The 22,573-nt window shown below is 57.5% G+C and carries 26 protein-coding genes; 9 read left to right on the top strand and 17 right to left on the bottom strand.

Annotated elements, in window-relative coordinates; translation table 11 throughout:
• The first annotated feature begins 37 nt into the window (after positions 1 to 37).
• Positions 38 to 820: a metallophosphoesterase gene (locus ACO079_RS07645; RefSeq protein WP_421788954.1), complete on the top strand. Its 783-nt coding sequence runs from the start codon at positions 38 to 40 to the stop codon at positions 818 to 820.
• Here ACO079_RS07645 and ACO079_RS07650 read toward each other — a convergent pair.
• Entirely contained in the window at positions 817 to 1,515 is a 699-nt protein-coding gene (locus ACO079_RS07650; protein WP_421788956.1) for a COQ9 family protein, read from the bottom strand. The two genes, ACO079_RS07645 and ACO079_RS07650, sit on opposite strands and share 4 nt — an antisense overlap.
• Before the next feature lie 115 nt (positions 1,516 to 1,630).
• On the opposite strand from ACO079_RS07650, the gene rpsU reads away from it, so the two are divergent.
• Positions 1,631 to 1,885: a 30S ribosomal protein S21 gene (gene rpsU / locus ACO079_RS07655; protein WP_421792928.1), complete on the top strand. Its 255-nt coding sequence runs from the start codon at positions 1,631 to 1,633 to the stop codon at positions 1,883 to 1,885.
• 80 nt (positions 1,886 to 1,965) lie between these two features.
• Here rpsU and ACO079_RS07660 read toward each other — a convergent pair whose 3' ends face one another.
• The 3 genes from ACO079_RS07660 to ACO079_RS07670 form a co-directional block, all read right to left on the bottom strand.
• A complete protein-coding gene (locus ACO079_RS07660; RefSeq protein ID WP_421788957.1) occupies positions 1,966 to 3,423 on the bottom strand; it encodes an ABC transporter permease in 1,458 nt (485 codons plus the stop codon).
• Positions 3,423 to 4,355 carry an ABC transporter ATP-binding protein gene (locus ACO079_RS07665; RefSeq protein ID WP_421788959.1) on the bottom strand — a complete coding sequence of 311 codons (933 nt, stop codon included), beginning with the start codon at positions 4,353 to 4,355 and terminating at the stop codon, positions 3,423 to 3,425. Before ACO079_RS07665 ends, ACO079_RS07660 begins: the two co-directional genes overlap by 1 nt.
• 86 nt (positions 4,356 to 4,441) lie before the next feature.
• The gene (locus tag ACO079_RS07670) at positions 4,442 to 4,963 is read right to left on the bottom strand and encodes a DinB family protein (protein WP_421788961.1); all 522 of its coding nucleotides are present in this window, start codon (positions 4,961 to 4,963) and stop codon (positions 4,442 to 4,444) included.
• Between the two features lie 56 nt (positions 4,964 to 5,019).
• On the opposite strand from ACO079_RS07670, the gene ACO079_RS07675 reads away from it, so the two are divergent.
• Together ACO079_RS07675 and ACO079_RS07680 are read left to right on the top strand one after the other, a co-directional pair.
• Positions 5,020 to 5,601 (top strand): YceI family protein, encoded by a 582-nt coding sequence (locus ACO079_RS07675; protein WP_421788963.1) that lies wholly within the window; start codon positions 5,020 to 5,022, stop codon positions 5,599 to 5,601.
• Positions 5,602 to 5,634: 33 nt separating this feature from the next.
• Complete coding sequence (locus ACO079_RS07680; protein WP_421788965.1) at positions 5,635 to 5,964, top strand: TraR/DksA family transcriptional regulator; 330 nt, start codon at positions 5,635 to 5,637, stop codon at positions 5,962 to 5,964.
• Here the strand turns inward: ACO079_RS07680 and ACO079_RS07685 are convergent.
• From ACO079_RS07685 to thiE, 5 genes are all read right to left on the bottom strand, one after another.
• Entirely contained in the window at positions 5,961 to 6,245 is a 285-nt protein-coding gene (locus ACO079_RS07685) for a hypothetical protein (RefSeq protein ID WP_421788967.1), read from the bottom strand. The two genes, ACO079_RS07680 and ACO079_RS07685, sit on opposite strands and share 4 nt — an antisense overlap.
• Before the next feature lie 58 nt (positions 6,246 to 6,303).
• On the bottom strand, positions 6,304 to 7,098 hold the full coding sequence (locus tag ACO079_RS07690) for an inositol monophosphatase family protein (RefSeq protein WP_421788968.1): 795 nt from the start codon (positions 7,096 to 7,098) through the stop codon (positions 6,304 to 6,306).
• A gap of 3 nt (positions 7,099 to 7,101) precedes the next feature.
• The gene (gene efp / locus ACO079_RS07695) at positions 7,102 to 7,668 is read right to left on the bottom strand and encodes an elongation factor P (RefSeq protein ID WP_421788969.1); all 567 of its coding nucleotides are present in this window, start codon (positions 7,666 to 7,668) and stop codon (positions 7,102 to 7,104) included.
• Between the two features lie 126 nt (positions 7,669 to 7,794).
• On the bottom strand, positions 7,795 to 8,994 hold the full coding sequence (locus tag ACO079_RS07700; RefSeq protein ID WP_421788971.1) for a tetratricopeptide repeat protein: 1,200 nt from the start codon (positions 8,992 to 8,994) through the stop codon (positions 7,795 to 7,797).
• A 13-nt stretch (positions 8,995 to 9,007) separates the two neighbouring features.
• Positions 9,008 to 9,628, bottom strand: a complete 621-nt coding sequence (gene thiE, locus ACO079_RS07705; protein ID WP_421792929.1) for a thiamine phosphate synthase — start codon at positions 9,626 to 9,628, stop codon at positions 9,008 to 9,010.
• A gap of 129 nt (positions 9,629 to 9,757) precedes the next feature.
• On the opposite strand from thiE, the gene ACO079_RS07710 reads away from it, so the two are divergent.
• The 3 genes from ACO079_RS07710 to ACO079_RS07720 all read left to right on the top strand — a co-directional run bounded on the left by ACO079_RS07710 (position 9,758) and on the right by ACO079_RS07720 (position 11,697).
• Positions 9,758 to 10,159, top strand: a complete 402-nt coding sequence (locus tag ACO079_RS07710; RefSeq protein WP_421788973.1) for a hypothetical protein — start codon at positions 9,758 to 9,760, stop codon at positions 10,157 to 10,159.
• A 169-nt stretch (positions 10,160 to 10,328) separates the two neighbouring features.
• Positions 10,329 to 10,712 carry a hypothetical protein gene (locus tag ACO079_RS07715; RefSeq protein WP_421788974.1) on the top strand — a complete coding sequence of 128 codons (384 nt, stop codon included), beginning with the start codon at positions 10,329 to 10,331 and terminating at the stop codon, positions 10,710 to 10,712.
• Positions 10,713 to 11,106: 394 nt separating this feature from the next.
• Entirely contained in the window at positions 11,107 to 11,697 is a 591-nt protein-coding gene (locus ACO079_RS07720) for a hypothetical protein (RefSeq protein ID WP_421788975.1), read from the top strand.
• Positions 11,698 to 11,854: 157 nt separating this feature from the next.
• Here the strand turns inward: ACO079_RS07720 and ACO079_RS07725 are convergent, their stop codons facing one another.
• The 6 genes from ACO079_RS07725 to rfbC form a co-directional block, all read right to left on the bottom strand.
• Positions 11,855 to 12,151: a hypothetical protein gene (locus tag ACO079_RS07725; RefSeq protein ID WP_421788977.1), complete on the bottom strand. Its 297-nt coding sequence runs from the start codon at positions 12,149 to 12,151 to the stop codon at positions 11,855 to 11,857.
• A 562-nt stretch (positions 12,152 to 12,713) separates the two neighbouring features.
• A complete protein-coding gene (locus ACO079_RS07730) occupies positions 12,714 to 13,742 on the bottom strand; it encodes a class I fructose-bisphosphate aldolase (protein WP_421788979.1) in 1,029 nt (342 codons plus the stop codon).
• Between the two features lie 39 nt (positions 13,743 to 13,781).
• The gene (locus ACO079_RS07735) at positions 13,782 to 14,972 is read right to left on the bottom strand and encodes a phosphoglycerate kinase (protein WP_421788980.1); all 1,191 of its coding nucleotides are present in this window, start codon (positions 14,970 to 14,972) and stop codon (positions 13,782 to 13,784) included.
• 22 nt (positions 14,973 to 14,994) lie between these two features.
• Positions 14,995 to 16,008 carry a type I glyceraldehyde-3-phosphate dehydrogenase gene (gene gap, locus ACO079_RS07740; protein WP_421788982.1) on the bottom strand — a complete coding sequence of 338 codons (1,014 nt, stop codon included), beginning with the start codon at positions 16,006 to 16,008 and terminating at the stop codon, positions 14,995 to 14,997.
• A gap of 78 nt (positions 16,009 to 16,086) precedes the next feature.
• Positions 16,087 to 16,953 carry a dTDP-4-dehydrorhamnose reductase gene (gene rfbD / locus ACO079_RS07745; protein WP_421788983.1) on the bottom strand — a complete coding sequence of 289 codons (867 nt, stop codon included), beginning with the start codon at positions 16,951 to 16,953 and terminating at the stop codon, positions 16,087 to 16,089.
• Positions 16,950 to 17,522, bottom strand: a complete 573-nt coding sequence (rfbC, locus tag ACO079_RS07750) for a dTDP-4-dehydrorhamnose 3,5-epimerase (protein ID WP_421788985.1) — start codon at positions 17,520 to 17,522, stop codon at positions 16,950 to 16,952. The genes rfbD and rfbC overlap by 4 nt, the downstream gene beginning before the upstream one ends.
• Positions 17,523 to 17,652: 130 nt before the next feature.
• Between rfbC and ACO079_RS07755 the strand changes: the two genes are divergently transcribed.
• Positions 17,653 to 18,855: an NAD-dependent epimerase/dehydratase family protein gene (locus ACO079_RS07755; RefSeq protein ID WP_421788987.1), complete on the top strand. Its 1,203-nt coding sequence runs from the start codon at positions 17,653 to 17,655 to the stop codon at positions 18,853 to 18,855.
• Here ACO079_RS07755 and ACO079_RS07760 read toward each other — a convergent pair.
• Together ACO079_RS07760 and argE are read right to left on the bottom strand one after the other, a co-directional pair.
• Complete coding sequence (locus ACO079_RS07760; protein ID WP_421788989.1) at positions 18,852 to 19,538, bottom strand: sulfotransferase; 687 nt, start codon at positions 19,536 to 19,538, stop codon at positions 18,852 to 18,854. The two genes, ACO079_RS07755 and ACO079_RS07760, sit on opposite strands and share 4 nt — an antisense overlap.
• The gene (gene argE, locus ACO079_RS07765; RefSeq protein ID WP_421788990.1) at positions 19,531 to 20,706 is read right to left on the bottom strand and encodes an acetylornithine deacetylase; all 1,176 of its coding nucleotides are present in this window, start codon (positions 20,704 to 20,706) and stop codon (positions 19,531 to 19,533) included. The genes ACO079_RS07760 and argE overlap by 8 nt, the downstream gene beginning before the upstream one ends.
• A gap of 126 nt (positions 20,707 to 20,832) precedes the next feature.
• Between argE and ACO079_RS07770 the strand changes: the two genes are divergently transcribed.
• On the top strand, positions 20,833 to 22,467 hold the full coding sequence (locus ACO079_RS07770; RefSeq protein WP_421788992.1) for a pilus assembly protein TadG-related protein: 1,635 nt from the start codon (positions 20,833 to 20,835) through the stop codon (positions 22,465 to 22,467).
• Positions 22,468 to 22,573: the final 106 nt, after the last annotated feature.

Here is a 22,573-nt window from a genome sequence, read left to right on the forward strand (position 1 = left end):
GGCTTGAACTCAGCCCCTGCCCCGCTAAGGGAGACGCATGACGGTTCAGCGACCTGATTCCTGGAAAGACCAGCGCGGCCCTTTTGATATCATCGGGGATGTGCATGGCTGCGCGCGCGAGCTCGAAAAACTTCTGGAAAAACTTGGCTACACGCTGAAATCTCGCGGGCCCCGAGGCACGCGGACAACCAGGATCGCCCACCCGAACGGCCGCAAAGTGATTTTCGTCGGTGATCTGGTCGATCGTGGCCCGGCCTCGATGGACGTCTTGCGTCTGGCCATGCAGGGCGAGGCAGACGACACCTCACGATGCGTCATCGGCAATCATGACGACAAATTCCTGCGCTGGTTGATGGGCCGCGATGTTCAGGTCTCGAGCAGTCTCAAGACGACGATTAAAGAAACAAAGCAGGAAAAGCGGAAATTCCTGAACCAGGCGCGGGCCTATCTGGAAAGCCTGCCCGGTCATCTGATTCTGGATGACGGGCGTTTGATCGTCGCCCATGCCGGCCTGCCGGAAAAGTTTCACGGCATTGAAAGCCGCCAGTCACGGGCCTTTGCCATGTATGGCGAAACGACCGGGCAAACCGATGATCTGGGCTTCCCGATCCGCCGCGACTGGGCACGCAACTACACCGGCACGCCGACCGTCGTACATGGCCATGTTGCGGAGAAAAAAGTCCGCCATAAAAACAATGTCTGGTGTCTCGATACCGGCGTTGTTTATGGTGGAAAGCTCACCGCGCTTCGCTGGCCGGAAGAAGAAATCGTTCAGGTCAAAGCCAAGCGGGACTGGTTTCCAAATCCGCGCTGGAACTAGCGGCGGGAACGGCCATAGCGCAAGCCTGCCAACACTTCAGCGGGGTCCGGCCAGTCCTTTGTCATTTTTTGAAAACCCGCCTTGGCTTTCTCAAACTCCATGACATTCTGGATCCGCCGGTCGAGAAAGGCTTTGGCCTTTGCCTTATCCGGGTTTTCATCATTCAGCCAGGCCGCCAATGAGCTTGTGTAAACAGCCGAGAGAATCGTGCGTTTGGAATACCAGTTGAAATCGGTCGACGGATCCTTCAGCGCCCGCCAGATCTTGTCCGACGTGGCCCAGATCAATTCCGGCCCCAGCGACCCGGCATCATGCAGCATCAACCGGGCCCGCGCCCGGCGCGCCGCCTCTTCATGCCGGCCAATAGCTTCAAGTCGCGCCTGGACACCCAGTGTGACACGGTCGCGAATCTTCATGGACGCCAGATCAGCAGCTTCCATGCGGGCCAGCATGGCCTCATCCAGCCGCAGCGACCAATGCGCAATCACGTCCAGAACACCACGCGGCGCGGCCAACAGGGTCGCCTCTTCGCTCACACCGGCGTCTTCGGCGGCTTCGCGCAGCATGGCATCGGACCAGCCCTCATAGGCCGCGTGAACCAGCGCCGCATCCAGCAAGAGATCGAGATCAGTTGGGGTGTCTTTTGACATCATGCCGCCTATGTAGAGCAACACCGCCGCGGCGTCGATGCGCATTGCGTCACAGGCGTTTGAGGGTGTGGACAGGCCGCTCTGGCTCTGCTAATAGCCGCGCCTCTCGGCAAGAGGCCTGCGGTCGCCACGAATCTGTGCGGCTGCGCAACAGATTTGAATAGACACAGGAGAGCGGACCATCGTTCAGATTATTGTGCGCGAGAACAATGTGGAGCAAGCGCTCCGCGCGCTGAAAAAGAAGATGCAGCGGGAAGGCACTTTCCGTGAAATGAAGCGTCGCAATCACTTCGAGAAGCCCTCGGAGAAGCGCGCGCGCCAGAAGGCCGAGGCGATCCGCCGGGCCCGCAAGCTGGCTCGCAAGCGCGCACAGCGCGAAGGCCTGCTGGGCGGTGCCAAGGGGCGCCGCCGCTAGGCCACCGCAAGCCCAAGCCGAACGGGTTTAAAGTAAAACGCCGCGCTGATCTCAGCGCGGCGTTTCCTTTTGTTGCCCTGTTACGTTGTTACCTTCTTGCGGCTGAACAGCTTCTTCACCGAAGAGGCATTCGCGCGGCCCAGCGCGCCTTGCCGGAAGATCAGAGAGGCCAGCCCGATAATCAGGACCGCTGTTGCAATCATCAACACGCTGGTGCCTACCAGCTCAAAAAGACCCGGATCGGTTTGCAAGCGCGACAGCATCAGGAAAGGTGTCCAGATCGGCACCCAGGAGGCCACCTGTAGGAAGGGTGAGTCCGGATTTTCAAGCGTCACCATGATGATAATAAAGGGCACCATCATGATGAGGATCATCGGGCTCATCAACGACTGCGCTTCCTGCAGCGTGTCGCAAAGCGACCCGATTGCCAGATACATTGTGCCGAACATCAGATAGCCGACCACAAAGTACGCAATCGCGGGGATCAGCAGCCCCGGGTCGAACACCGCACCGAGAATACCCGCAACGGGCAGATTCGCTGCGGCTGCAACCGACTGGGCGGTCAAAAGACCAACCGTACCCACACCGCCCCAGACCATCATGAAGGTCGCGGTAACACCGGCGACACCGATCAGCTTGCCGACGAGGATCTCATGAAAACGCGCGGTCGCCAGCAAAGTCTCCAAAATCTTGTTGCCTTTCTCCTCGATCATGGCGGTCAACAGCATGTTGGTGACCGAAAAGATCATCACCCAAAGGCCGATTGAGAAGAAAATACCGACCACAAACGGAATCCGGTCTTCAATACTGACCTCGGCATCCTCCCGGCCACGTTCAGGTGAAAGCTCTCTGACACGGGGGTTCATCGCATTGATCTCGGCCAGCGCCTCCGAAGAAATGCCTGCGGCTTCCAGAGCGTCTGTCCGGACAAAATCCCGCAGCGTTCTGCGGGCGGCGGATCTCAGCCCCGTGCTGGTGCGATTGTCACTCCAATACTCGCCGGTCACGCCGAAATCACCGCCGCGCTGAAACAGAACCGCTGCGAACAAGGCATGGTCTTCGCCATCAACGGTGATGCTTTGTTCACCGAGGAGGAAGGGTTGCAACTCTTCGATCGAATTTCCTGGCGCTTCTACCCTGACAAAGCGGCTGGCGAATTGTGCTTCAGATATCTCGACCGGCACGCCGAGGGCTTGCAGGGCTTCCGGAAAGCCTTCCAGACCTGGCTCCGCGCGTAGGGCGGCCTCAACAGCCGGCATCGCATCCTCCCGGCCTGCGCCTTGTGCGATCGGGCGCAATGCCTCGAGCACCTCGTCTTTCTGTCCTTCGACCAGTTCCTGTTCCAACCGCCGGTCAAGCGCCATGCCCGTCTGGTCGATGACGGCGTAATAACGCGTGGGTTGAGAGTTCTCTGCGAGGAGCGGGATCAAAAATCCGACCGCCATAAAGAACGGAACGGACATCAGGGACAGCCAGAAGCCCCAAGTGGCCACATAAGACAGGTATTCCCGCCGGGCGATAAGATAGATCGCGCGCATTACACCGTCTCCCGGTTTGAGCTTTCGACCAGCTCGACAAAAACATCATGAAGGTGCGCCCGCATGGGTTCGAACCGGGCCAACCGCACGCCGGCATCCACACACGCTTTCAGCACATCCTGAGCATCTTTTCCGGGGGCCAGCTCAACGGTCCAGCCCCGCAAGCCCTCAGGCGCCTCCTCAGTCGAGATTTCGCCCGTGTCGGCGAGGATCTGTGTCAGATCATGGTCGCTGGCGCTCTCGATGATCACGCGTCTGGGCACTTGTGAAAGGGCCTCCGATACAGACCCGTCAAACACTTTCCGGCCTTTGGAAATCAGCACTATCTTGTCGCAGAGCCGTTCAGCATGTTCCATGACATGCGTCGAAAACAGGATCGTTTTGCCGCGATTGGCTTCCGCCCGGATCATCTCTTCCAGCATCTTCTGGTTCACCGGGTCCAGCCCTGAAAACGGTTCATCGAGGATGATGAACTCCGGATCGTGCGCCAGCGTCGCAATAATCTGGACTTTCTGGGCCATGCCTTTCGACATTTCCTTGATCTTCTTGCCGCGCGCTTCGCCCAGCCCGAATTTCTCCAGACCTTCCCGGGCCGCCCGGCGCGCTGCGGGCATCGTCATGCCCTTCATACGGCCAAAGAAAATGATGACGTCTTCGGCTTTCATTTTCTTGTAGATGCCGCGCTCTTCCGGAAGGAAACCAACGCTTTCCAGCACTTTGGCTCCGGGCGTTTTGCCGAAAAGGGCGACACGGCCGGCATCCGGCTTGATAATCCCCAGCGCCATGCGTAACGACGTGGTTTTGCCGGCACCATTGGGTCCCAGAAATCCGGTAATCTGACCGCGATTGACCTCCAGCGAGAAGGAATCAACGGCCGTTTGACCTGAATAGCGTTTCGTAACGCCATCCAGAGAAAGAATATTTTCGGTCATGACTGTCCCTGTCGAACCTGTTTGTTCGGGAAACTAGGCGGGCCTGTCAGCCCTGACTACCGGGAAGGGCTGCCGGTTCGTCTCCCCTAAGCAGTGGGCAAAACGAAATAAAGCAAATCCAGCGGTGGCGGATCCAGGCCCTCAACCGACAGCATGTGATGCACCTGTCCCCGATGGTGGGTCTGGTGATTGAAGAAATGGGTCAGGATGGTTTGCCGCGCCAACTTGTGCGCTTCGCCCCTTGTGTTGGAATAATGCACGTCCTCTGGAAGATCATCTTCATTCAGGCTGTCTACAAACGACGAAATTCGCAAATCCATCAACTGGCGCTCCATCCATAATTCGCCGAGCGTCTCGAACGGTATCTCTCGAAGATTGGTCGGGTTCGGGCCCTCACCAGTGAGCCGGAACATCCAGATCCGGTCGGCAATCAGGATATGGGTCAACGCGCCGAAAAGACTGCCAAAATAGGCCCCATTGTTGGACTTGATTTGACCTTCGGAGAGCTGCTTAACCGCCTCATAAAGCCGTTCATTGGCCCAGGCATTGTAGGCCGCCATCCCCAGGAAGTGTTCACGCATCTTTGCTTTGCCTTTCCAATTCGTCATTTGAAGGCTGACCTGCGGGCTCTCATTATTTTTTGGTTCAATCAGGGGAGCAAACAATGAACAAGCCATTCTTGGCAATTTGCCTGACCGTCACAGCAGCCACGCCCGTGCTGGCGCAAGATGTTTACGACATCGATTCATCGCATACACAGGCCACGTTCTCGGTCGACCGGTTCGGGTTTACGACTATTTTCGGCAGCTTTGGCACATCCGGAGGCACAATCACGCTGGATGCCGAGGCACCAGAAAACTCCAGCGTTTCAGCCTTCGTTGAAACCGGCTCTGTCATGGCAGGTGATCCGGTCAGGGACGAACACCTCGCCGGACCCTTCTGGCTGAACGCGCCAGAAAATGCACAGCTTACGTTTGAATCAACGTCTGTAGCGCTGACGGGCGAGAATACAGCTGATGTGACCGGCCAGCTGACGCTCTGGGGAGAAGCCCGGGAAGTGACGTTCAATGCCGTCCTGAATCAGATGGCCACGGACCCCTCCAATCAACGCCCGGCGGTCGGCTTTACCATTACCGGCACGATAAACCGCACAGATTGGGGCCACGAGATCGCGTCACAGCTTGTTGGCACCGAGATCGGCATCCGCATTGAAACGCTGGCGCACTTACGCGCTGAGGAAGAATAGGCGCATTAATCCATCGAGTGCTAGGCTTCGCGCATGGCCCTCGATGAGACCAAAGCCCGAAACCGCTTGCTGGCGCTGAAAGACGAGCTGATTGGCTTGTCTTCGAAAGCGAAAGATGATCGCAAACCGGTAACGCTCGACCAACAATCTGTCGGGCGATTATCCCGGCAGGATAGCCTGCAGGTTCAAGCCATGGCGAAAGCGGCTGATGCCCGCCGTGCTCTGGAGTTGCGCCGCATCGAGGCCGCGCTGAAACGGCTGGACGAAGGCGAGTTTGGCGATTGTGTCGAGTGCGGAGAGGCGATTGCGGAAAAGCGGCTCAAGAGCGACCCAGCCGCGCCGCGTTGTGCGGCCTGCGCCTAGTCCACACCGGGAAAACTCTCCACAAACTTGACCTTGATATCCGGGAAGCTGTCGACAAAGCGGATCGTAAAATCCGGAAAGCTGTCAACAAATTCCCATTCGCCGCAATCATCCGGGAAACTCTCGACGGTTTTCACACGCAAATCCGGAAAACTTTCGACGACCTGAACTTCAATGTCGGCGAAGGAGTCGACGACCTGGACCTCCCCATAGAGCGGGATACCATTCCAGGTGCAGTCTTCGGTCACATCGCCATCAGCGATCATCAATAGCTCAAGCATTGCGCAGACCTCCCTGCCTTGCAGGTAAACGCAATCCGGCTGAATGCAGGATGACTGGTTAGGCGGCGGCTTTCAGTTTTTCGCCAATCTGCGGCACAACATGCTCGTTTCCGGCGATAATGCTTCCGGTTTCCAGCACGTCATTTTTGCCATCGGCCTCGGCATAAAAGCCTCCGGCTTCACGGATCAGGATCAGGCCAGCCGCGATGTCCCAGGCATTCAGATCGCGTTCCCAGAAGCCGTCAAACCGGCCAGCCGCCGTCCATGCCAGATCGAGAGATGCCGCCCCGAAGCGGCGGATACCCGCCACGTTTGGCATGACTTGATAGAGCTCTTTGAGAAAGCGCGCATGCCCGCGCTTGCCGAAATACGGCGTGCCGGTCGCAATGACACATTCCGAAAGCTCGCGGCGGGCCGATACCCGCAAACGCCGTTCGTCCAACCAGGCGCCCGTGCCTTTTTCCGAATGGAACATATCGCCTGTCACCGGGTTGTAGATCACCCCGGCAACAATCTCGCCCTCGCGCTCCAGCGCAATCGAAATGGCAAAGTGTGGCTGGCTGTGCAGGAAGTTCAGCGTGCCGTCGAGCGGATCAATGATCCAGCGATGGGTTTTGTCGGTCCCCTCCACAACACCGCGCTCTTCCATCAAGAACCCGTAGCCCGGACGCGCCGCGCTCAGCGTTTCAAAGAGAATATCTTCGGCTTTCCGATCCGCTGCAGACACGAAATCTGCCGGTCCTTTGCGGGACACCTGAAGGTGTTCGACTTCGCCAAAATCGCGCGCCAGTGCCCGGCCGGCCTTGCGTGCCGCGCCTTGCATGACTTCCATCAGAGCAGTGAGACGGCCCATGGGTCAGTCAGCCCGCTTGGAATAGCTGCCGTCTTCGGTCGAGATGATGACACGCTCGCCGACGCCCACAAAAGGCGGCACCGACGTGCGGACACCATTGGAAAGAACAGCCGGCTTGTAGGAATTGGCCGCCGTCTGACCTTTCACGACCGGCTCGGTATCGGCGATTTCCAGCTCGACAAATTGCGGCAGGGTAAGGCCGATCGGGCGCTCCTCATAAAATTCCAGCTCAACCATCATGCCATCGGTGAGATAGGCGCCGGTATCCTCGCCGATGAACTCCATGGACAGCTCAATCTGCTCATAGCTTTCCGTGTCCATGAAGGTGGCCATGGTGTCGTCCTTGAACAGGAATTGAAATTCCTTTTGTTCCAGACGCACGCGTTCGACCTTGTCAGCCGCCCGGAAACGCTCATTCAGCTTGCGGCCATCGAGAATGTTCTTCAACTCGACCTGCGCAAAGGCACCGCCCTTGCCGGGCTTTACATGATCGGTTTTTACAACCGTCCAGATGGTGTCCTGGTGTTGCAAGACCATACCTGGCCGGACTTCATTCCCGTTGATTTTCATGGACGGCATTCCTGTTGGCTGTCTTCACGATGTAATCCAGCAACGAAAAGGTCGTGGGCCGGACAAGTCGCGCGCGTCCTATCAGGCCGCAGCCAAAGCGGCAAGCATCCGCAACGCCCTGATCGATCAGCGCGAGCGGTAGGCCGTCACCTCGGACTGAATACGGTTGGCTTCAGACGCTGACAGCGCATTTTCCAGCTGCGCCTCCAAACGGTCGCGGTCGGTGTTGTAGGCGCGTGACCCGTCCATCTCGTATTCGGCCATAAGCGCCCAGTAATAGGCGCGGACCAGATTGCGTTCCACGCCATCACCCGTGGCAAGCGCCAGCGCATAAAGATAGCGGGACTCAGAATCGCCTCCGACCGCCCCTTGCGCAAACCATTCCGCGGCAAGGGCGGGCGCCGGTTCAGCGCCATTCCATCCCGAATACAGCATCAGACCGTACTGACCCATCGCCGGGGCAAATCCGGATTCGGCAGACAGACGAATATAACGGAGGGCGGCCTCATCATCCTGTGGACCGCCTTCCCCCGAAGCCGCCATCAAGCCGGCCTGCAAAGCCGCTTCGGCATGTCCTGCCTCGCCCGCCCGTTCATACCAGGGCCGCGCCGCTTCCGGGCTTTCCGGCCCCCCGGCCCAGACATCCAGCATCTGGGCCAGCTGGAACATCGCTTCGCTATTGTCCTGGGTGGCGGCCCGCTCGGCCCATTCCAGCGCCAGATCGGCGTCCTGAGGCACAGGTGAAGCTTTAAGAACCAGCGCATAGGACAGCATGGCGGGGACATAGCCTGCCTGGGCCGCGCGATAGAAAAAGTTCCGCGCTTCGGTCTCCAGCAAACGGCCACGGCCTTGCTGCGCCATAAGGCCCAGCCGGTAATTTCCAACCGGCTCGCCCTGGCTGGCCGCCCGGCGATACCAGCGCGCGGCCTGCTCGTCAGAAGCCGCTTCGATTTGTCCGTCATCATGCATCAGACCCGCCAGGCTGGCGGCCTGCGCATGTCCGCCGGCGGCCGCAGTGCGCGCATGAACATAGGCGGCTTCATAATCGCCCGTCGCATAGGCCAGCTGGGCGCGATTGAAGATCTCCTGCACATCACCTTGTGGCACCGGCGTCTCGTCGAGATCGGCCGGTCCTGTGCCCAGCGCCGCATCCTGGGTAGCCGCATCAATGACATCCAGGTCCCGCAGCAAAGGCACGGGCGCATCCTCGTCCGTCTCTGCCTGGTCCACAGGCGGATCGGCAGCCTCTTCGGTTTCAGGAGTTTCATCCTGCGCCGCTGCAAAAGCAGGCATCATCAACAGCACGGCTAGCCAACGATAGACCATCGTCACCTCGTAATTACTCGCCCCGCATCAATGCGTTGAACGCTATAACGGCCTTTGCCGGTCCGTCCACATGCGACCACACACCCGAGGACACAGCCAGGAAGTCCGCGCCCGCCTCGATCAGCGGTTTCGCGTTCTCCACCGTGATGCCTCCAATCGCAACGCTCGGGATTTCAAAAATCTCTGACCACCATTCCAGAATATCCAGATCAGCCATGCTCGGCGGTTCTTTGGTTTGCGTCGGATAGAAGGCCCCGAAGGCCACATAGTCTGCCCCGGCTTCACCCGCCTGCATGGCCAGATGCCGGCTGTCATGACAGGTCACCCCCAGCATGCGCCTCGGCCCGATGGCCGCACGGGCCTGTTTGGCGGGCACATCACCCTGGCCGACATGCACGCCATCACAGCCCAGCGCGACGGCCAATTCCGGATCATCATTCAAGATCACCGCCACGTCGCGCGCCTGAGCCGCTTTGATCAGCGGTGGGGCCAGCTGTTTGATCTCGTCAACAGAATGATCTTTCAAACGGATCTGCAGAGCCGCCACCTCCCCGGCCTCGAGCGCCTCGATCAGCGTCTCAAGAAAGCCCGCATCAAGGCGCGGCGGGGTGAGGAGATAAAGCTGGCATGTCATGGGCGGCGTGTAGCGCGTTTGACGGATGCGGAAAACCCCCACGCGAACCGGCTCGCCCGTCACGAGAAAGTGTTTGCCTACGGATGGTTAGGTAAAATAGCGTGCGCGCCGGGTGGGGAGATAAGACAAATGATGCGTATTCTGAATATGCTGATCCTGGGGGGATTAGCGATCTGGGCCGCTTCTTTTTTTCTCAACGGGTCTGCGTCAGACGCCAACACAACAATCCTGACAATGGAAGAGCGCCACGCCTTTGCTGAAGAGGCCTGTGCGGCGGCCTGGCAAGCCATGCCGGGCTTTGGTCCGGTCACGTCGCGGCATGCCGAAGCGCGCGAGGATTATGACGAGGTTTATGCCTGCACCGGTGTTGCACCCCGCGCGGGCGAGGTCTTGCTGGTGGCCCGCTATGCCGGGGGTCCGCGCAGGGACGCGGTCAGCTATCGCATTGATGCCTTATGCGATGCGGCGGGCAATTCCCTGCTGGAAGGCGGCGGGCGCATGCCGGAGGCATGCGCGGCGGCTGAGGCGTAGAGCCTGAGGATTAGTTGGCGACCCGTCGCTCGCTTCGTGGATCGACACCGCCTGCATTAGCTGCATCGTCATAGCGATGCGGACGGCCTTAAGTTGGGCTTGGGTTTTGATGACAACCCGATAGCTTTCGCTTAGCGTGCAGTCGGCTCGTTTTCGTAGAGAAAATACCATGAAAAGGCTTCTGCTATCCACGATCGCAGCGTTCGCCATGTCCACTTCATCAAGTGCAGGCGAACCTGTTGTCGGGCTGAACATTGTCCTTGAAATGAACGGTGTGATGATCGCGTCGGGCAACACAGACGAGGATGGCAGCGTCAGTTTTCTCTTGCCACGCGATGGCCTTTACGATCTTTCAGCCACAAACTGGCAAAACTTCACCGAGGCAGATCGTCCCCACTTCACCTCAATCGTCACGACGGATGACGGTCTATGGGTGTCTTCATGTCTTTGCAAAAGCGATGTGTATGTCACTTTTAGATCGTTCCGTTGGGACCAGGCAGCAATAGTCCGCATCGAATATTCGAACGAAGATTTGGAACATAGCAGGCGGTAGACCGTATCAGTTGATCGCGCTTCGCAGTGGTTCAACCGCGGCATCGAAAGCAATGATTTCATCGGAGAGGTCGGAACACTGGACCAGGGCAAACGCACGGGCGACCACCGCCAGACCCGCACATTTCTATAAGATCGTTCAAGTCATGCCCTAGAGGTTAGGGCTTTTGGCGGGCGTGTCGAAGAGGGGGGATTATAGACCTGGAGGTTCTGCCACTAGCCCACAAAAACAATATGTTGGAAAGACCGTGATGTGTCGAGTTTGCGGTTATTGTTCGACAGTGATGGTTGAGCGCGTTCAATGTCGCGATTGCACTGAACTTCCAGTATTATTATTTTTTTGGATCAGTCGCTCGATTTAGCGCACTGTCTAGTATCGAATATATGAGGAATAAATGTCTGAAAACGATGATGAAGTTAGGCGCAAGCGTGAGCAATTTGGAGCCTACGACTATCGAACAGCACAAGCGGAAAGAGAAAGGGCAGAGGCAGAACGCCGTGAGCAGCAAAAAAGGGCCGATGAGCAAGCCCAACAGCTAGCAGAGCTGAGGCGTACAATCACCAAGCCCAAGATGAAACAAGGCGCTTCGCCTTCCAAGCAGCCTTCTTCCAAAAGCTCGCAGCCCAAGGAAAAGGGGCAACACGGCCCAACGTCTTCCAAAAGCTCGCGGCCTAAGGCAAAAGTGAAACACGGCGCAACGTCTTCCAAAAGCTCACCGCCCAATCCTACCGCAGCGAATTCCGCAACTGCCAGCGCCAACAATGCACAGGCTTCGCAATGGGACGGAATAGTAATAATCTATGGGTTCATTGTGGGGCTAGTGCTTGCTCAATTTATCCAAATGCAAAGTCTTACCTATGTACTTCTATGTGGGGCGGTCGGGGCAGGAATAGCTTACACATTTCGTAAAGAAATTAAGGCAATCGCAAAAGTGCTATTTATAATCAGTATCATAGGGTTAGTGCTGTGGTTGTTATTGCGATAAATTTCAATGGGTAAGGATGCGAAACCCATGACCTAGATCAAGGCAATTTCGAATAATTTGGCTCTTCGGCTTAAACTATTTACGTCATTTTATGTGCGCGGGTACTTGCGAATATTTGCTCGTATAGACCCAATCTACTATTCATCTCATTCAAACGTCACTGCTCATCGTTTGGGTCTCCTTGCTGAAGTCTGGCCCTAATCTGATCTGCCAATAATTGACCAAATCCGCCAACGGTCACGGCCCCTACCCAGAGCTGAATGGCTTGCCGTTCATATTCAGCGGAACCGAAGCCGTCATTGTATGTTATCATAATGGGAACCAAAAAATATTTCGCTATATAGAAACCAACAAGGAAAAGTAGAATGGAGGCCCCTTCGGGCAATCCAAATCGTGGCCTCAACAGCCCTAGACTGTCGTTGTAGGGGCTGTTCATCTTAGGTTTTTTGCTCATTTATCGTAACTCGAATTGTTCAACTCAGTTCTCCATCAGCCAAATCTAACCTAAATTAGTTTTTTGTGCATAGCTCACGAGAGTCCAATACTTTCCCTCTAGCAGGCGTTGAATGGGTCATGCACTAGTGACGCCCAACAAGCTTCGCTCTACCCGGCTCCATTGAATTTGAATTAGATCTCTTGACTCCCGTGCTGCACTGGGTCGGGGCTCATCCCCGCCTTATCCCCACCGCGCCATCTGCGCATAGACTCCCTCCCCGAACCGGGCCCCGCATACCTCACCGTGCGACCGGTTATCCCCATAACCGGGTCCGGCTAAGCCGGCAAATCGGAGTCGGATCGGAAACTTTTCGGAGTCTAGCCGGACGTTTCCAGGAGTCGCGAAAATGATCGCTCAACCCAATACAGACAGGCCAATCCAATGGACACGCGCATCCACGGCCGCCGTAATCGTAGTAGTAGTCGTAGGAGACGAAATTCTGGTTTCAGAAAAATTATCCACGCAAACGCAAGCAGAACGATTCTTCATCCTGCTGACGCTTGGATGGACAAAATCTCTTCTAGCCTTCGTTTTCGAGCGCCTCTGTCCACTCACCCTTGGCGGCGAGGCCATTCATCCGGGCACGGTGATTGAACGCTTTTTGACCGGCTTCGACATCCGAGCCATTCCAGGCTTTCAGCGGAGCGGCCTGCAACGCACGGCCATAAGAGAAGGTCAGCGGCCAGGGCAGATCATATGCCGCATTCATGGCGTTGAGATGCGCGGTGGCTTCTTCATCACTCTGACCGCCAGAAAGGAAGGCGATGCCCGGCACAGCCGCCGGCACGCAATTGGCCAGACACTGCACCGTCATATCGGCAACTTCTTCAACGCTGGCCTGATCCGGGCATTTCTTTCCGGCGATGATCATGTTGGGCTTCAGGATCGTGCCTTCCAGCTCCACACCGTGATCATAAAGTGCTTTGTAAAGCGCTTTGAGGCCGTATTCGGTGACTTCATAGCAGCGCTCGATGGAATGATCGCCATCCATCAGAACTTCCGGTTCGACGATCGGCACAATGCCCGCTTCCTGACAAAGCGCCGCATAACGCGCCAGCGCGTGCATGTTCACATCTATGCAATAGGGCGAGGGAATGCTGTCATCGCCTTCGCGGCCAATGTCGATCACCGCGCGCCATTTGGCGAAGCGCGCACCAATCTCGTGATACTCATTCAGACGATCGCGCAGACCATCGAGACCTTCGGTGACTTTCTCACCCGGCGCACCCGCCAGATCCTTGGCCCCGGTGTCGACCTTGATACCCGGCACGGCACCGGACGCCGCAATCAGCTCGACCAGCGGCGTGCCATCGGCAGCTTTCTGGCGCAGGGTTTCATCATAAAGGATGACGCCGGAGATGCAGTCATTCATGGCCGGCTGGGTGCGGAACAGCATTTCGCGCCAGTCGCGGCGGCTATCCGTGGTCGATTCCAGGCCAATCGTATCAAAACGCTTCTTGATCGTGCCGGTGGATTCATCCGCCGCCAGAATGCCCTGGCCGTGCGCCACCATTTTGTTGGCAATCGAGTTGAGTTCTTCGAGATCCATAATCATGTCCCCAGCAGATCGGTTTTGACGTTCTTAGACTTATTCTGTGACAGCTTCCACGCCCGGAAGCGCTTTGCCTTCCATCCACTCCAGGAAGGCCCCGCCCGCCGTCGAAATGAAGGTGAAATCTCCTGCAGCACCGGCTTGATTCAGCGCGGCAACCGTATCGCCACCGCCTGCGACCGCAATCAGCTTGCGTCCGCGGCAGCGCTGACCTGCATATTTCGCAGCTTCCACGGTGGAAGTGTCAAATGGCGGCGTTTCAAACGCGCCCAGCGGACCATTCCAGATCAACGTGTCGCTGGCATCGATATGATCGGCAATGTCATCAACGGTTTTGGAGCCGCAATCGAGCGCCATCATATGCGCCGGAATCGCTTCGATAGAGACCGTCTGCGTATCCGGGTTCGGCGCAAACTCTTCTGCGCAAACCAGATCGGTTGGCAGGATCAGCTCGCAGCCATGTGTGCGGGCCGCCGCCATGATGGTTTTCGCGGTTGCGGTGAAGTCGGCCTCGTACAGGCTTATGCCCACGCCAAACCCTTGAGCGGCGATAAAGGTATTCGCCATAGCCCCGCCGACAAACAGCTTGTCGACCTTGGTCACCAGATTTTCCAGAAGCGCGATTTTGGTCGAGACCTTCGCCCCACCCACAACGGCCATCACCGGCCGTTTCGGATCGGTCAGGGCTTGCGACAGATGATCCAGCTCGCGCTGCATCGCCAGACCGGCATAGGCCGGCATATGCTCGGCCAAACCCGCAGTAGACGCATGGGCGCGGTGAGCCGCCGAGAAAGCATCATTGACGAAAAGGTCGCCCAGCTTGGCGAGTTGTGCCGTGAAATCCGGATCGTTCTTTTCTTCACCGGCGTGATAGCGCGTATTTTCCAGAAGCAGGACCTGGCCTGCCTCCAATGCCGCAACAGCCGCCTCGGCATCCGGACCAATACAATCTTCGGCAAAGGCCACAGGCGCCGCCAGCAAATCCGCCAGTTCCGGCGCAACCGGCGCCAGCGTGGCTTCGGGCACGCGCGAACCTTTAGGACGCCCGAAATGCGCCAGCAGGATGACTTTGGCTTTCTCGCGCTTGAGATGGGAAATCGTCGGCAGAGCCGCCATCAGCCGAGTCGCATCTGTGATGCGGCCGTCTTTCATCGGCACGTTGAAATCCACGCGGACCAGAACCCGCTTGCCATGAACATCGGCGTCATCAATCCGGCGCAAACCCATATCAGCCCCCGCTTAATCCGGCCTAGAGGAAACGGCCCATGGCCGCTGCCGTATCGATCATGCGGCAGGCAAAGCCCCACTCATTGTCATACCAGGTCATCACCCGGGCCAGGCGCTCATCGATCACCTTGATCTTGTCGACGGCCACAATGGACGAACGGCTATCATGATTATAATCGATCGAGACCAGCGGAATGTCGTCATAGCCCAGAATGCCCTTCATCGGACCGTCCGCGGCCGCCTTGATAGCATCGGTCAGCTCTTCCGCAGACGTCGCTTTGCCCGGCGTGAAGACCAGATCAATCAACGAAACATTGGGCGTTGGAACGCGAACAGCCGCACCGTCCAGCTTGCCGACCAGTTCCGGCAGGACGAGCCCCACGGCTTTCGCCGCACCGGTAGAGGTTGGCACCATTGACATGGCGGCCGCGCGCGCGCGGTGCAAATCCTTGTGGTTCCGGTCCAGCGTCGGTTGATCGCCGGTATAGGCATGGATTGTGGTCATGTGACCGCGCTCGATGCCCACCGCATCATTCAGAACTTTCGCGACCGGAGCCAGACCATTCGTGGTGCAGGACGCGTTCGAGACGACCACATCATCCGCCGTCAGCGTGTCATGGTTCACACCGTAAACGATGGTCTTGTCGGCATTCTTGGCCGGAGCGGAGCACAGCACTTTCTTGGCACCGGAACCTTCGATGTGCGCCATCGAGGCTTCTTTGGAGTTGAACTTGCCGGTGCATTCCAGCACCAGATCCACGCCCATATCGCCCCAGGGCAGTTGAGAGGGATCACGGTTTGAGACTTTCTGGATCTTGCCAAAGCCCGCATCAATCCAGTCATCGCCTACCTCAATTGTGCCCGGATAGCGGCCATGCACGCTGTCATATGTCAGAAGGTGCGCATTGGTTTCTGGCGTCGAGGAATCATTGATCGCAACAACCTCGACCTCATCCCAGCGCTTTTCTTCCAGAACAGCGCGCAGCGCCAGACGACCGATGCGGCCAAAGCCCGTAATGGCGACCCGAACAGCCATGCCAAACTCCTTGATTTTCCGATCACGAGCGGAAGCCATACTCCGCCAAATTGAAAGTCGCGCGCCGTTTAGCCTCTCTTAGGCACCGCGTCCACCGACCCCCATCATTTCAAGGCACCTTTCCAGCGACTCCCGCCAGTCTGGCAGGACGATGCCATAGTCGCGTTCCGCTTTGGACAAATCGAGCCTGGTGTCGCCAGGTCGGCGTGCCGGCGTCGGATAATCACTGGTCGCAATCCCGTGAATGGGTGTCTCTAATCCGGCGCCTCTAACCGCAGCCTCGGCCAGGTCCCGCCAACTGCCCTCACCGCGATTGGTGACATGCAACAGACCACCCGGCGCGCCGCCGCGCAAATGCTCAGCCAGGACCAATAAAGCATCTGCCAATGCATGCGCTTCGGTCGGACGTCCAATCTGATCGGCCACCACGTTCAGCTGGTCGCGCTCGGAACCCAGACGCAGCATGGTGCGCACAAAGTTCTGACCTGCCGGAGCGTAGACCCAGCTGGTGCGCACCACCAATGCACCCGGGTGAGCCGCCAGCACCGCCTGCTCGCCATCGGCTTTTGTTTGGCCGTACACATTCAACGGAGCCGTTGGATCCTCTTCCGCATAAGGTGCACCGCCCAGCCCGTTAAACACATAGTCGGTAGAAATATGGATCAGAGGCGCACCCAATGCCTCGGCTGTCCGCGCCAATGCCGCAGGCCCGGTCTCGTTTAACGCTCGCGCCGTCTCGATTTCGCTCTCGGCCTTATCGACTGCTGTGTAAGCGGCGGCATTGATGATTGCATCCGGAGACGCCTGCCCGATCAGATCGGCGAGGCCGGTAGGGTTGGCCAAATCAATCTGCGGACGGCCAGCTCGGACGACGTCATGCTTGCCAGCCTGCGCCGCCAAGGCGCGCGCCACCTGCCCAGTCGATCCAATAACCAAAATCTTCACGACGCGAACTCGAAGAGCTTCGGGAGATCGGCAAGGACTGGCGCCTTTCTGTCCTTTTCCGACGTTATAGCGGTCGCGGTATCAAACGGCCATTCAATGCCCAGCGCAGGATCATTCCAGAATATTCCGCCATCGTGTTCCGCCGAGTACGGATTATCGACCTTATAAGCGATCTCGCTATCAGGTTTGAGCGTCACAAAACCATGCGCAAAGCCGCGCGGCACCCAAAGCTGGTGGCCATTTTCTTCGGTTAGCGTGGTTCCTGCCCATTTGCCAAAGGTTGGAGAACCATGACGAATATCTACGATCACGTCATGAATCGCCCCACGCGGACACCGGACCAGCTTGGCTTGTGCCATGGGTGGCGATTGAAAGTGCAAGCCTCTCACCGTACCAACCGCGCCAGAGCGCGAGGCATTATCCTGCACGAAGCGTGTTTCAACGCCAGTAAGAGACTGAAAGCGTTCTTCATTCCAGACCTCTTCAAACCAACCGCGATCATCACCGAAGCGGCGCGGTTCAAGAAGAAACGCATCCGAAAAAGGTCCGAAGGGTTCGATTTCAGCCAAACCGGTCTCCTGATCTGGTTTTGCAGCGCCCAGTCTACCTGCTAGATTGCGGCAGCAAAGGCTTGTCATCACGCTTTACGCTTGCGACAAGGCCCGCCAATTCGAAAACTCTGATATGTGGGTGCTCATTATGAAGGTGATCGTTCTCGGCGGCGACGGATTTTGCGGGTGGCCAACAGCCCTGCACCTATCCAACCTGGGTCATGATGTCGTGATTGTCGACAACCTTTCCCGGCGGAAGATTGATGTCGAACTCGAAGTCGATTCGCTTACGCCGATTCAGCCCATGAGCGTCAGGCTTGACGCGTGGAAGGAAGTTTCGGGCAAAGAAATCCGCTTCGTCGATATGAATGTCGGCAAGGATTATCAGGAACTCGTGAACCTGATCTTGGCAGAACAGCCGGAAGCCATCGTTCATTTTGCCGAGCAGCGCGCTGCGCCCTATTCCATGAAAACCGCGCGCCACAAGCGCTACACAGTGGACAACAATCTGAACGCCACGAATGACGTCCTGGCCGCCATTGTTGAGTCCGGCCTCGACATACACCTCGTCCACCTCGGCACGATGGGCGTTTACGGCTATGGCACCGCGGGGATGAAAATTCCGGAAGGCTATCTGCGGGTAAAGGTCGACACCGCTAATGGACCGGTTGAGCAGGACATTCTCTATCCCGCCAACCCTGGCTCCATCTACCATATGACCAAGACGCAGGATGCGCTCTTCTTCCATTTCTACAACAAGAATGACGGGCTAAAGATCACCGATCTCCACCAGGGTATCGTCTGGGGTACCCAGACCGATGAGACCCGCAAGGACGAGCGGCTGATCAACCGCTTCGATTATGATGGTGATTATGGAACGGTCCTGAATCGATTCCTGATGCAAGCCGCGATCGGCCACCCCCTGACGGTTCACGGCACCGGAGGACAGACGCGTGCCTTCATCCATATTCAGGATACGGTCCGCTGTATCGAGCTGGCATTGAAAAACCGGCCCGAAGCGGGCGACCGCGTTCATATTATGAACCAGATGACGGAAACCCACCGGGTGCGCGAACTGGCAGATTTGATCTCTCAGATGACCGGCGTTGAAATCAGCAATCTGCCCAATCCGCGCAATGAAGCGGATGAGAACGAGCTTCACGTTGAGAACGAAACTTTCCTGTCTTACGGGCTCGAACCGATCACGCTGGAAGCCGGGTTGCTCGAAGAAGTCACCGAGATTGCAAAGAAATATGCAGACCGCTGCGACCGCTCGAAAGTGGTTTCCGTGTCTTACTGGAACAAGGACCGCGAAGCGGCCCAGAAGGCCGATCTGAAAGCAGTTTCCTAAAGCGCACCCTGGCGTGGCCAGCCCGGGTCCTTCGGGCTGCCATGGCCGCGTTCGGGATAGCAAAACGCGACCGCTTCCTCGATTGCGGCATCACTTGGATCCAGCCCGCAAAAAGCGATCAGCTTGTCGATGAACCGCTCGGGCCGTACGAGCGACTTTTCATAGCTGACTATCGCCGCTGGCAGTCGCGTTTCCGCCAGATAGCGCTGACAGCGTTGATAAAGATTCAGCGTATCCTCCAGCGCTTCCAGCAAGGGCAACCCTGTCAGCATGTGCACGCGCTGAGCCGCCGCCAGCGGGTCTCGGAAGGCAACAATAATGCGGGGATCAGGTAACAAAGGCTCGATCTGCGGCGCGTAATATACGCCGTGCGGATCTTTCCAGCCCCACGATGTTTCTACCTTTGCCCGCGATTCGATGATTGGGATCATCCTTTCGAGCGCCGAGACCAAAGCATCGCCCGCCGGATCGCTCAACTCGCCAGCCGGGCCGCGCGCGTCCTGTATGTCCAGATCCTCATTGTTTCCGTGGCCCTGACGCTCACCCATATCAACGCCCAGAATGCGCAACGCGCCGGCCACCATGGACGTTCCCCCGCGGGGAGCCCCGAAGACGAAAATTCCCCGGCCCGGCGTGTCATCCGCCGGATTGATGACCTGAAATGGTTCAGAACGCTCATACATGGGCATCATCTTTCAGATAAGCCGGAAGCTTCGAAAGAAATTTGAGGCATTGCTCAAGCTGCGAAATCTCGACAAACTCGTCTGGCTTATGGGCCTGGTCGATATGCCCGGGACCACAGATCACCGTCGACAGACCGGCTGACTGGAACTGGCCGCCCTCGGTGCCGAATGACACGAAACGCTCCGCATTATCGCCGGTCAGGCGCCTTGCCAGTTCTTCAGCAGCACCGTTCTGCTCGGGTCGCAAAGGCGGCGCATCTGACCGCTGAATGACGCGAACCGAAGCTTTGGGGGCTGTTTGCTTCATCCGCGCCTCGACGGTTTCAGCCAGTTCACGCAGGCCGTCACCAACCGCGCGGGCATCATCCCACGGGGCAGGCCGCATCAAGCTTTCGAACCAGGCCTGCCTGGCGAGAATATTGACCGCCTCACCGCCCCACACCTGACCAATTGTGATTGTGCCATAGGGCGGATCAAACGGGCTGTCATCAGGTGCAGTGTCTTTCCAGGCGTCAGCCTGGTCGACCAGATACTGCATCATTGGCACCGCATGCGTCACAGCACAGGCACCGTCTTCTACCTTGGAGGAATGTGCTTCCAGCCCCTCCACCTCAACACGAACGGAGTAAAGACCCTTATGGCCTGTCACGACCTTCATACCCGTTGGCTCGCCGATGATCGCGATGGAGGGTTGCGGGCCACTGGCGGTCATTTCGCGGATCATCGCCGGAGCGCCAAGACACCCCACCTCTTCGTCATAGGAAAAGGCAAAATGGACAGGGCGTTTCAGATCCGCTTCCGCAAAGCGTTCGGCCGTCACCAGAGCACAGGCGATAAAGCCTTTCATATCGCAGGTGCCGCGGCCAAAGAGCTTGCCATCCCGCTCGATCATATTGAAAGGGTCACTTGACCAGTCCTGCCCTTCGACCGGCACCACATCGGTATGACCGGAGAGGACAACGCCTCCATCAACCTGCGGACCCAGAATGGCATGCAAATTGGCTTTGTTAGCCGTGTCATCGCCCGTGCGCTGACAAATCGCGCCCAACGCGGTGAGGTGACGCTCTGCATAATCGATCACAGACAGATTGCTGTCGCGCGAAACCGTCGCCATGCCAATAAGATCAGCAAGGCAGGACTTTATTTGCTGCACGGGGAGTTCGCTCAAGACAGTCTCCTTTGTCACTTCATTCACTAGCCCGGCGTTTACCCGCGATAAACCCTGTATTTCCACGTGATTTTAAGAGGTTTGCGGCATCTTCCACACAGGAATGGTGAACAAAGGCCTGATCCAATGAGGCGGTTTTTCACAAATCTGACGAGCTTCCTCGCCGCGACGGGCGGGAATGTCGCGACAGTTTTCTCGCTTGCGCTGGTACCGATCGCAGGAATGGGCGGCGGAGCGATTGATTTCGCGCAGGCCATGAATGCGCGAGGCCGTCTCGCCGAAGCGCTTGATGCTGCCGCGCTGGCTGTAGGCTCAAACCCGAATTTGACACTGGCGCAATCGGAACAGGCGGCAATGGACTTCTTGGCCGCGAACTACCCGGCCCGCGAGATTGGCGATGTTCATTCGATCAGCCTCAGCATTGATGATGATGAGGGCATTGTAACAATCTCCGGTCAGTCACGTATCCAGACCACCCTGCTCGGCCTTGTAGGAATGGACTACATCAATGTCGACTGGACCAGCCAGGTTGTCCGCGCCCAAAACAACCTCGAACTGGTCATGGTGCTGGACAATACCGGGTCCATGGGCGGATCAAAGATCCGCGCGCTCCGCGACGCTGCAACCACCTTGACTGGGATGCTGCATGATAATGCCGCCAATCCGGATGATCTCCGGATCGGCCTTGTTCCATTTGCTGCCACCGTGAATGTGGGACGCTCCTTCGAACGGTCTTGGTGGCTCGATCCCGACGGTGACGCGCCATATCATGCCAACTGGCAAGCCGGTGATGATAACGGAACAGAGGTTGAAGTCTGTGAACGACGTGGACGCGGTAGAGGTCGCGGGCGCGGGCGCGGACGCGGACGCGAGGTGTGCCGAACCGAAGAGATCGAAGACACAGGATTCGAAACCCACTGGAATCTCTTTGATGATCTGCGCAATACACGTTGGGACGGTTGTGTCGAAGCCCGGCCGCTGCCGTTGGATATCGAGGATGTAGCGCCAAGCCGGAATGATCCTGATACGCTTTTCGTGCCATTCTTTGCCCCTGACGAGCCGGATTCCGGCGGCTTTTCAAATAGCTATCTCGATGATGATGACGGGATTCTTGGGGGCTTGCTTAGTGGTTTGGGCGTTCCTGGACTGTTGGCTGTCCTCGCTGATATCACCAAATATGATCGCGGCCGTCCCCGCAATGGCGGGCCGAACGACGGTTGCACGACAACTCCTATCACGCCGATGACGGGCAATCGCCGCGCGGTAGAAAATGCAATCGCCGATATGGGTGCCTCTGGAACCACGAATATTCCCAATGGCATCGCCTGGGGCGTGCGGGTTATTTCTCCACAGGAGCCCTTCACCGAAGGCGTCGCCTATAACGAACGCAATACAATCAAGGCGATGATCATCCTGACAGACGGCGAGAATGTCTTGCGCGGCCGTGGCACCCCGTTGCTTTCGGATTACTCTGCCTACGGCTATATTTCCGAGGGTCGTTTGGGTGTCGAAACGTCTTCCAGCAATCAGCTTTCAGATGCGCTTGATGGGCGAACAGCAGCCGCTTGCCGTTATGCGCGTGAGCAAGGCATCCGGGTCTATACGATCACTTTCCAGGTCAATTCAGGCTCCACGCGGCGGCTTATGGAAGAGTGCGCCTCGCACCCGAGCCTTTACTTCGACAGCCCGTCGAACGAAGCGCTCCAGAACGCCTTTGAGCTGATTGCCGGCGATCTCAGCAATCTCCGGATTGCCCGCTAAACAACCCCATTCAATCGACCAATTCTTAACCCTGCGCCACGCTTTCGAGTGCGCAGGGTCTTATTTTGCGGATTCCTGCCCCGTGGTTTTGACGCGGGGTCCGCAG

This window comes from Hyphobacterium sp. (assembly GCF_965228115.1).
Classification (GTDB): domain Bacteria; phylum Pseudomonadota; class Alphaproteobacteria; order Caulobacterales; family Maricaulaceae; genus Hyphobacterium.

Excerpts from the sequence above, each read along its gene's own strand:
- ACO079_RS07670 (WP_421788961.1), bottom strand. The coding sequence starts at position 4,963 with ATGACGAATTGGAAAGGCAAAGCAAAGATGCGTGAACACTTCCTGGGG.
- ACO079_RS07645 (WP_421788954.1), top strand. The coding sequence starts at position 38 with ATGACGGTTCAGCGACCTGATTCCTGGAAAGACCAGCGCGGCCCTTTT.
- ACO079_RS07715 (WP_421788974.1), top strand. The coding sequence starts at position 10,329 with ATGAAAAGGCTTCTGCTATCCACGATCGCAGCGTTCGCCATGTCCACT.
- ACO079_RS07680 (WP_421788965.1), top strand. The coding sequence starts at position 5,635 with ATGGCCCTCGATGAGACCAAAGCCCGAAACCGCTTGCTGGCGCTGAAA.
- thiE (WP_421792929.1), bottom strand. The coding sequence starts at position 9,628 with ATGACATGCCAGCTTTATCTCCTCACCCCGCCGCGCCTTGATGCGGGC.
- ACO079_RS07730 (WP_421788979.1), bottom strand. The coding sequence starts at position 13,742 with ATGGATCTCGAAGAACTCAACTCGATTGCCAACAAAATGGTGGCGCAC.
- efp (WP_421788969.1), bottom strand. The coding sequence starts at position 7,668 with ATGAAAATCAACGGGAATGAAGTCCGGCCAGGTATGGTCTTGCAACAC.
- ACO079_RS07710 (WP_421788973.1), top strand. The coding sequence starts at position 9,758 with ATGATGCGTATTCTGAATATGCTGATCCTGGGGGGATTAGCGATCTGG.
- ACO079_RS07675 (WP_421788963.1), top strand. The coding sequence starts at position 5,020 with ATGAACAAGCCATTCTTGGCAATTTGCCTGACCGTCACAGCAGCCACG.
- ACO079_RS07720 (WP_421788975.1), top strand. The coding sequence starts at position 11,107 with ATGTCTGAAAACGATGATGAAGTTAGGCGCAAGCGTGAGCAATTTGGA.
- ACO079_RS07770 (WP_421788992.1), top strand. The coding sequence starts at position 20,833 with ATGAGGCGGTTTTTCACAAATCTGACGAGCTTCCTCGCCGCGACGGGC.
- ACO079_RS07700 (WP_421788971.1), bottom strand. The coding sequence starts at position 8,994 with ATGGTCTATCGTTGGCTAGCCGTGCTGTTGATGATGCCTGCTTTTGCA.
- ACO079_RS07685 (WP_421788967.1), bottom strand. The coding sequence starts at position 6,245 with ATGCTTGAGCTATTGATGATCGCTGATGGCGATGTGACCGAAGACTGC.
- ACO079_RS07660 (WP_421788957.1), bottom strand. The coding sequence starts at position 3,423 with ATGCGCGCGATCTATCTTATCGCCCGGCGGGAATACCTGTCTTATGTG.
- ACO079_RS07665 (WP_421788959.1), bottom strand. The coding sequence starts at position 4,355 with ATGACCGAAAATATTCTTTCTCTGGATGGCGTTACGAAACGCTATTCA.
- gap (WP_421788982.1), bottom strand. The coding sequence starts at position 16,008 with ATGGCTGTTCGGGTCGCCATTACGGGCTTTGGCCGCATCGGTCGTCTG.
- ACO079_RS07690 (WP_421788968.1), bottom strand. The coding sequence starts at position 7,098 with ATGGGCCGTCTCACTGCTCTGATGGAAGTCATGCAAGGCGCGGCACGC.
- ACO079_RS07755 (WP_421788987.1), top strand. The coding sequence starts at position 17,653 with ATGAAGGTGATCGTTCTCGGCGGCGACGGATTTTGCGGGTGGCCAACA.
- ACO079_RS07735 (WP_421788980.1), bottom strand. The coding sequence starts at position 14,972 with ATGGGTTTGCGCCGGATTGATGACGCCGATGTTCATGGCAAGCGGGTT.
- ACO079_RS07650 (WP_421788956.1), bottom strand. The coding sequence starts at position 1,515 with ATGCGCATCGACGCCGCGGCGGTGTTGCTCTACATAGGCGGCATGATG.
- ACO079_RS07725 (WP_421788977.1), bottom strand. The coding sequence starts at position 12,151 with ATGAGCAAAAAACCTAAGATGAACAGCCCCTACAACGACAGTCTAGGG.
- ACO079_RS07760 (WP_421788989.1), bottom strand. The coding sequence starts at position 19,538 with ATGTATGAGCGTTCTGAACCATTTCAGGTCATCAATCCGGCGGATGAC.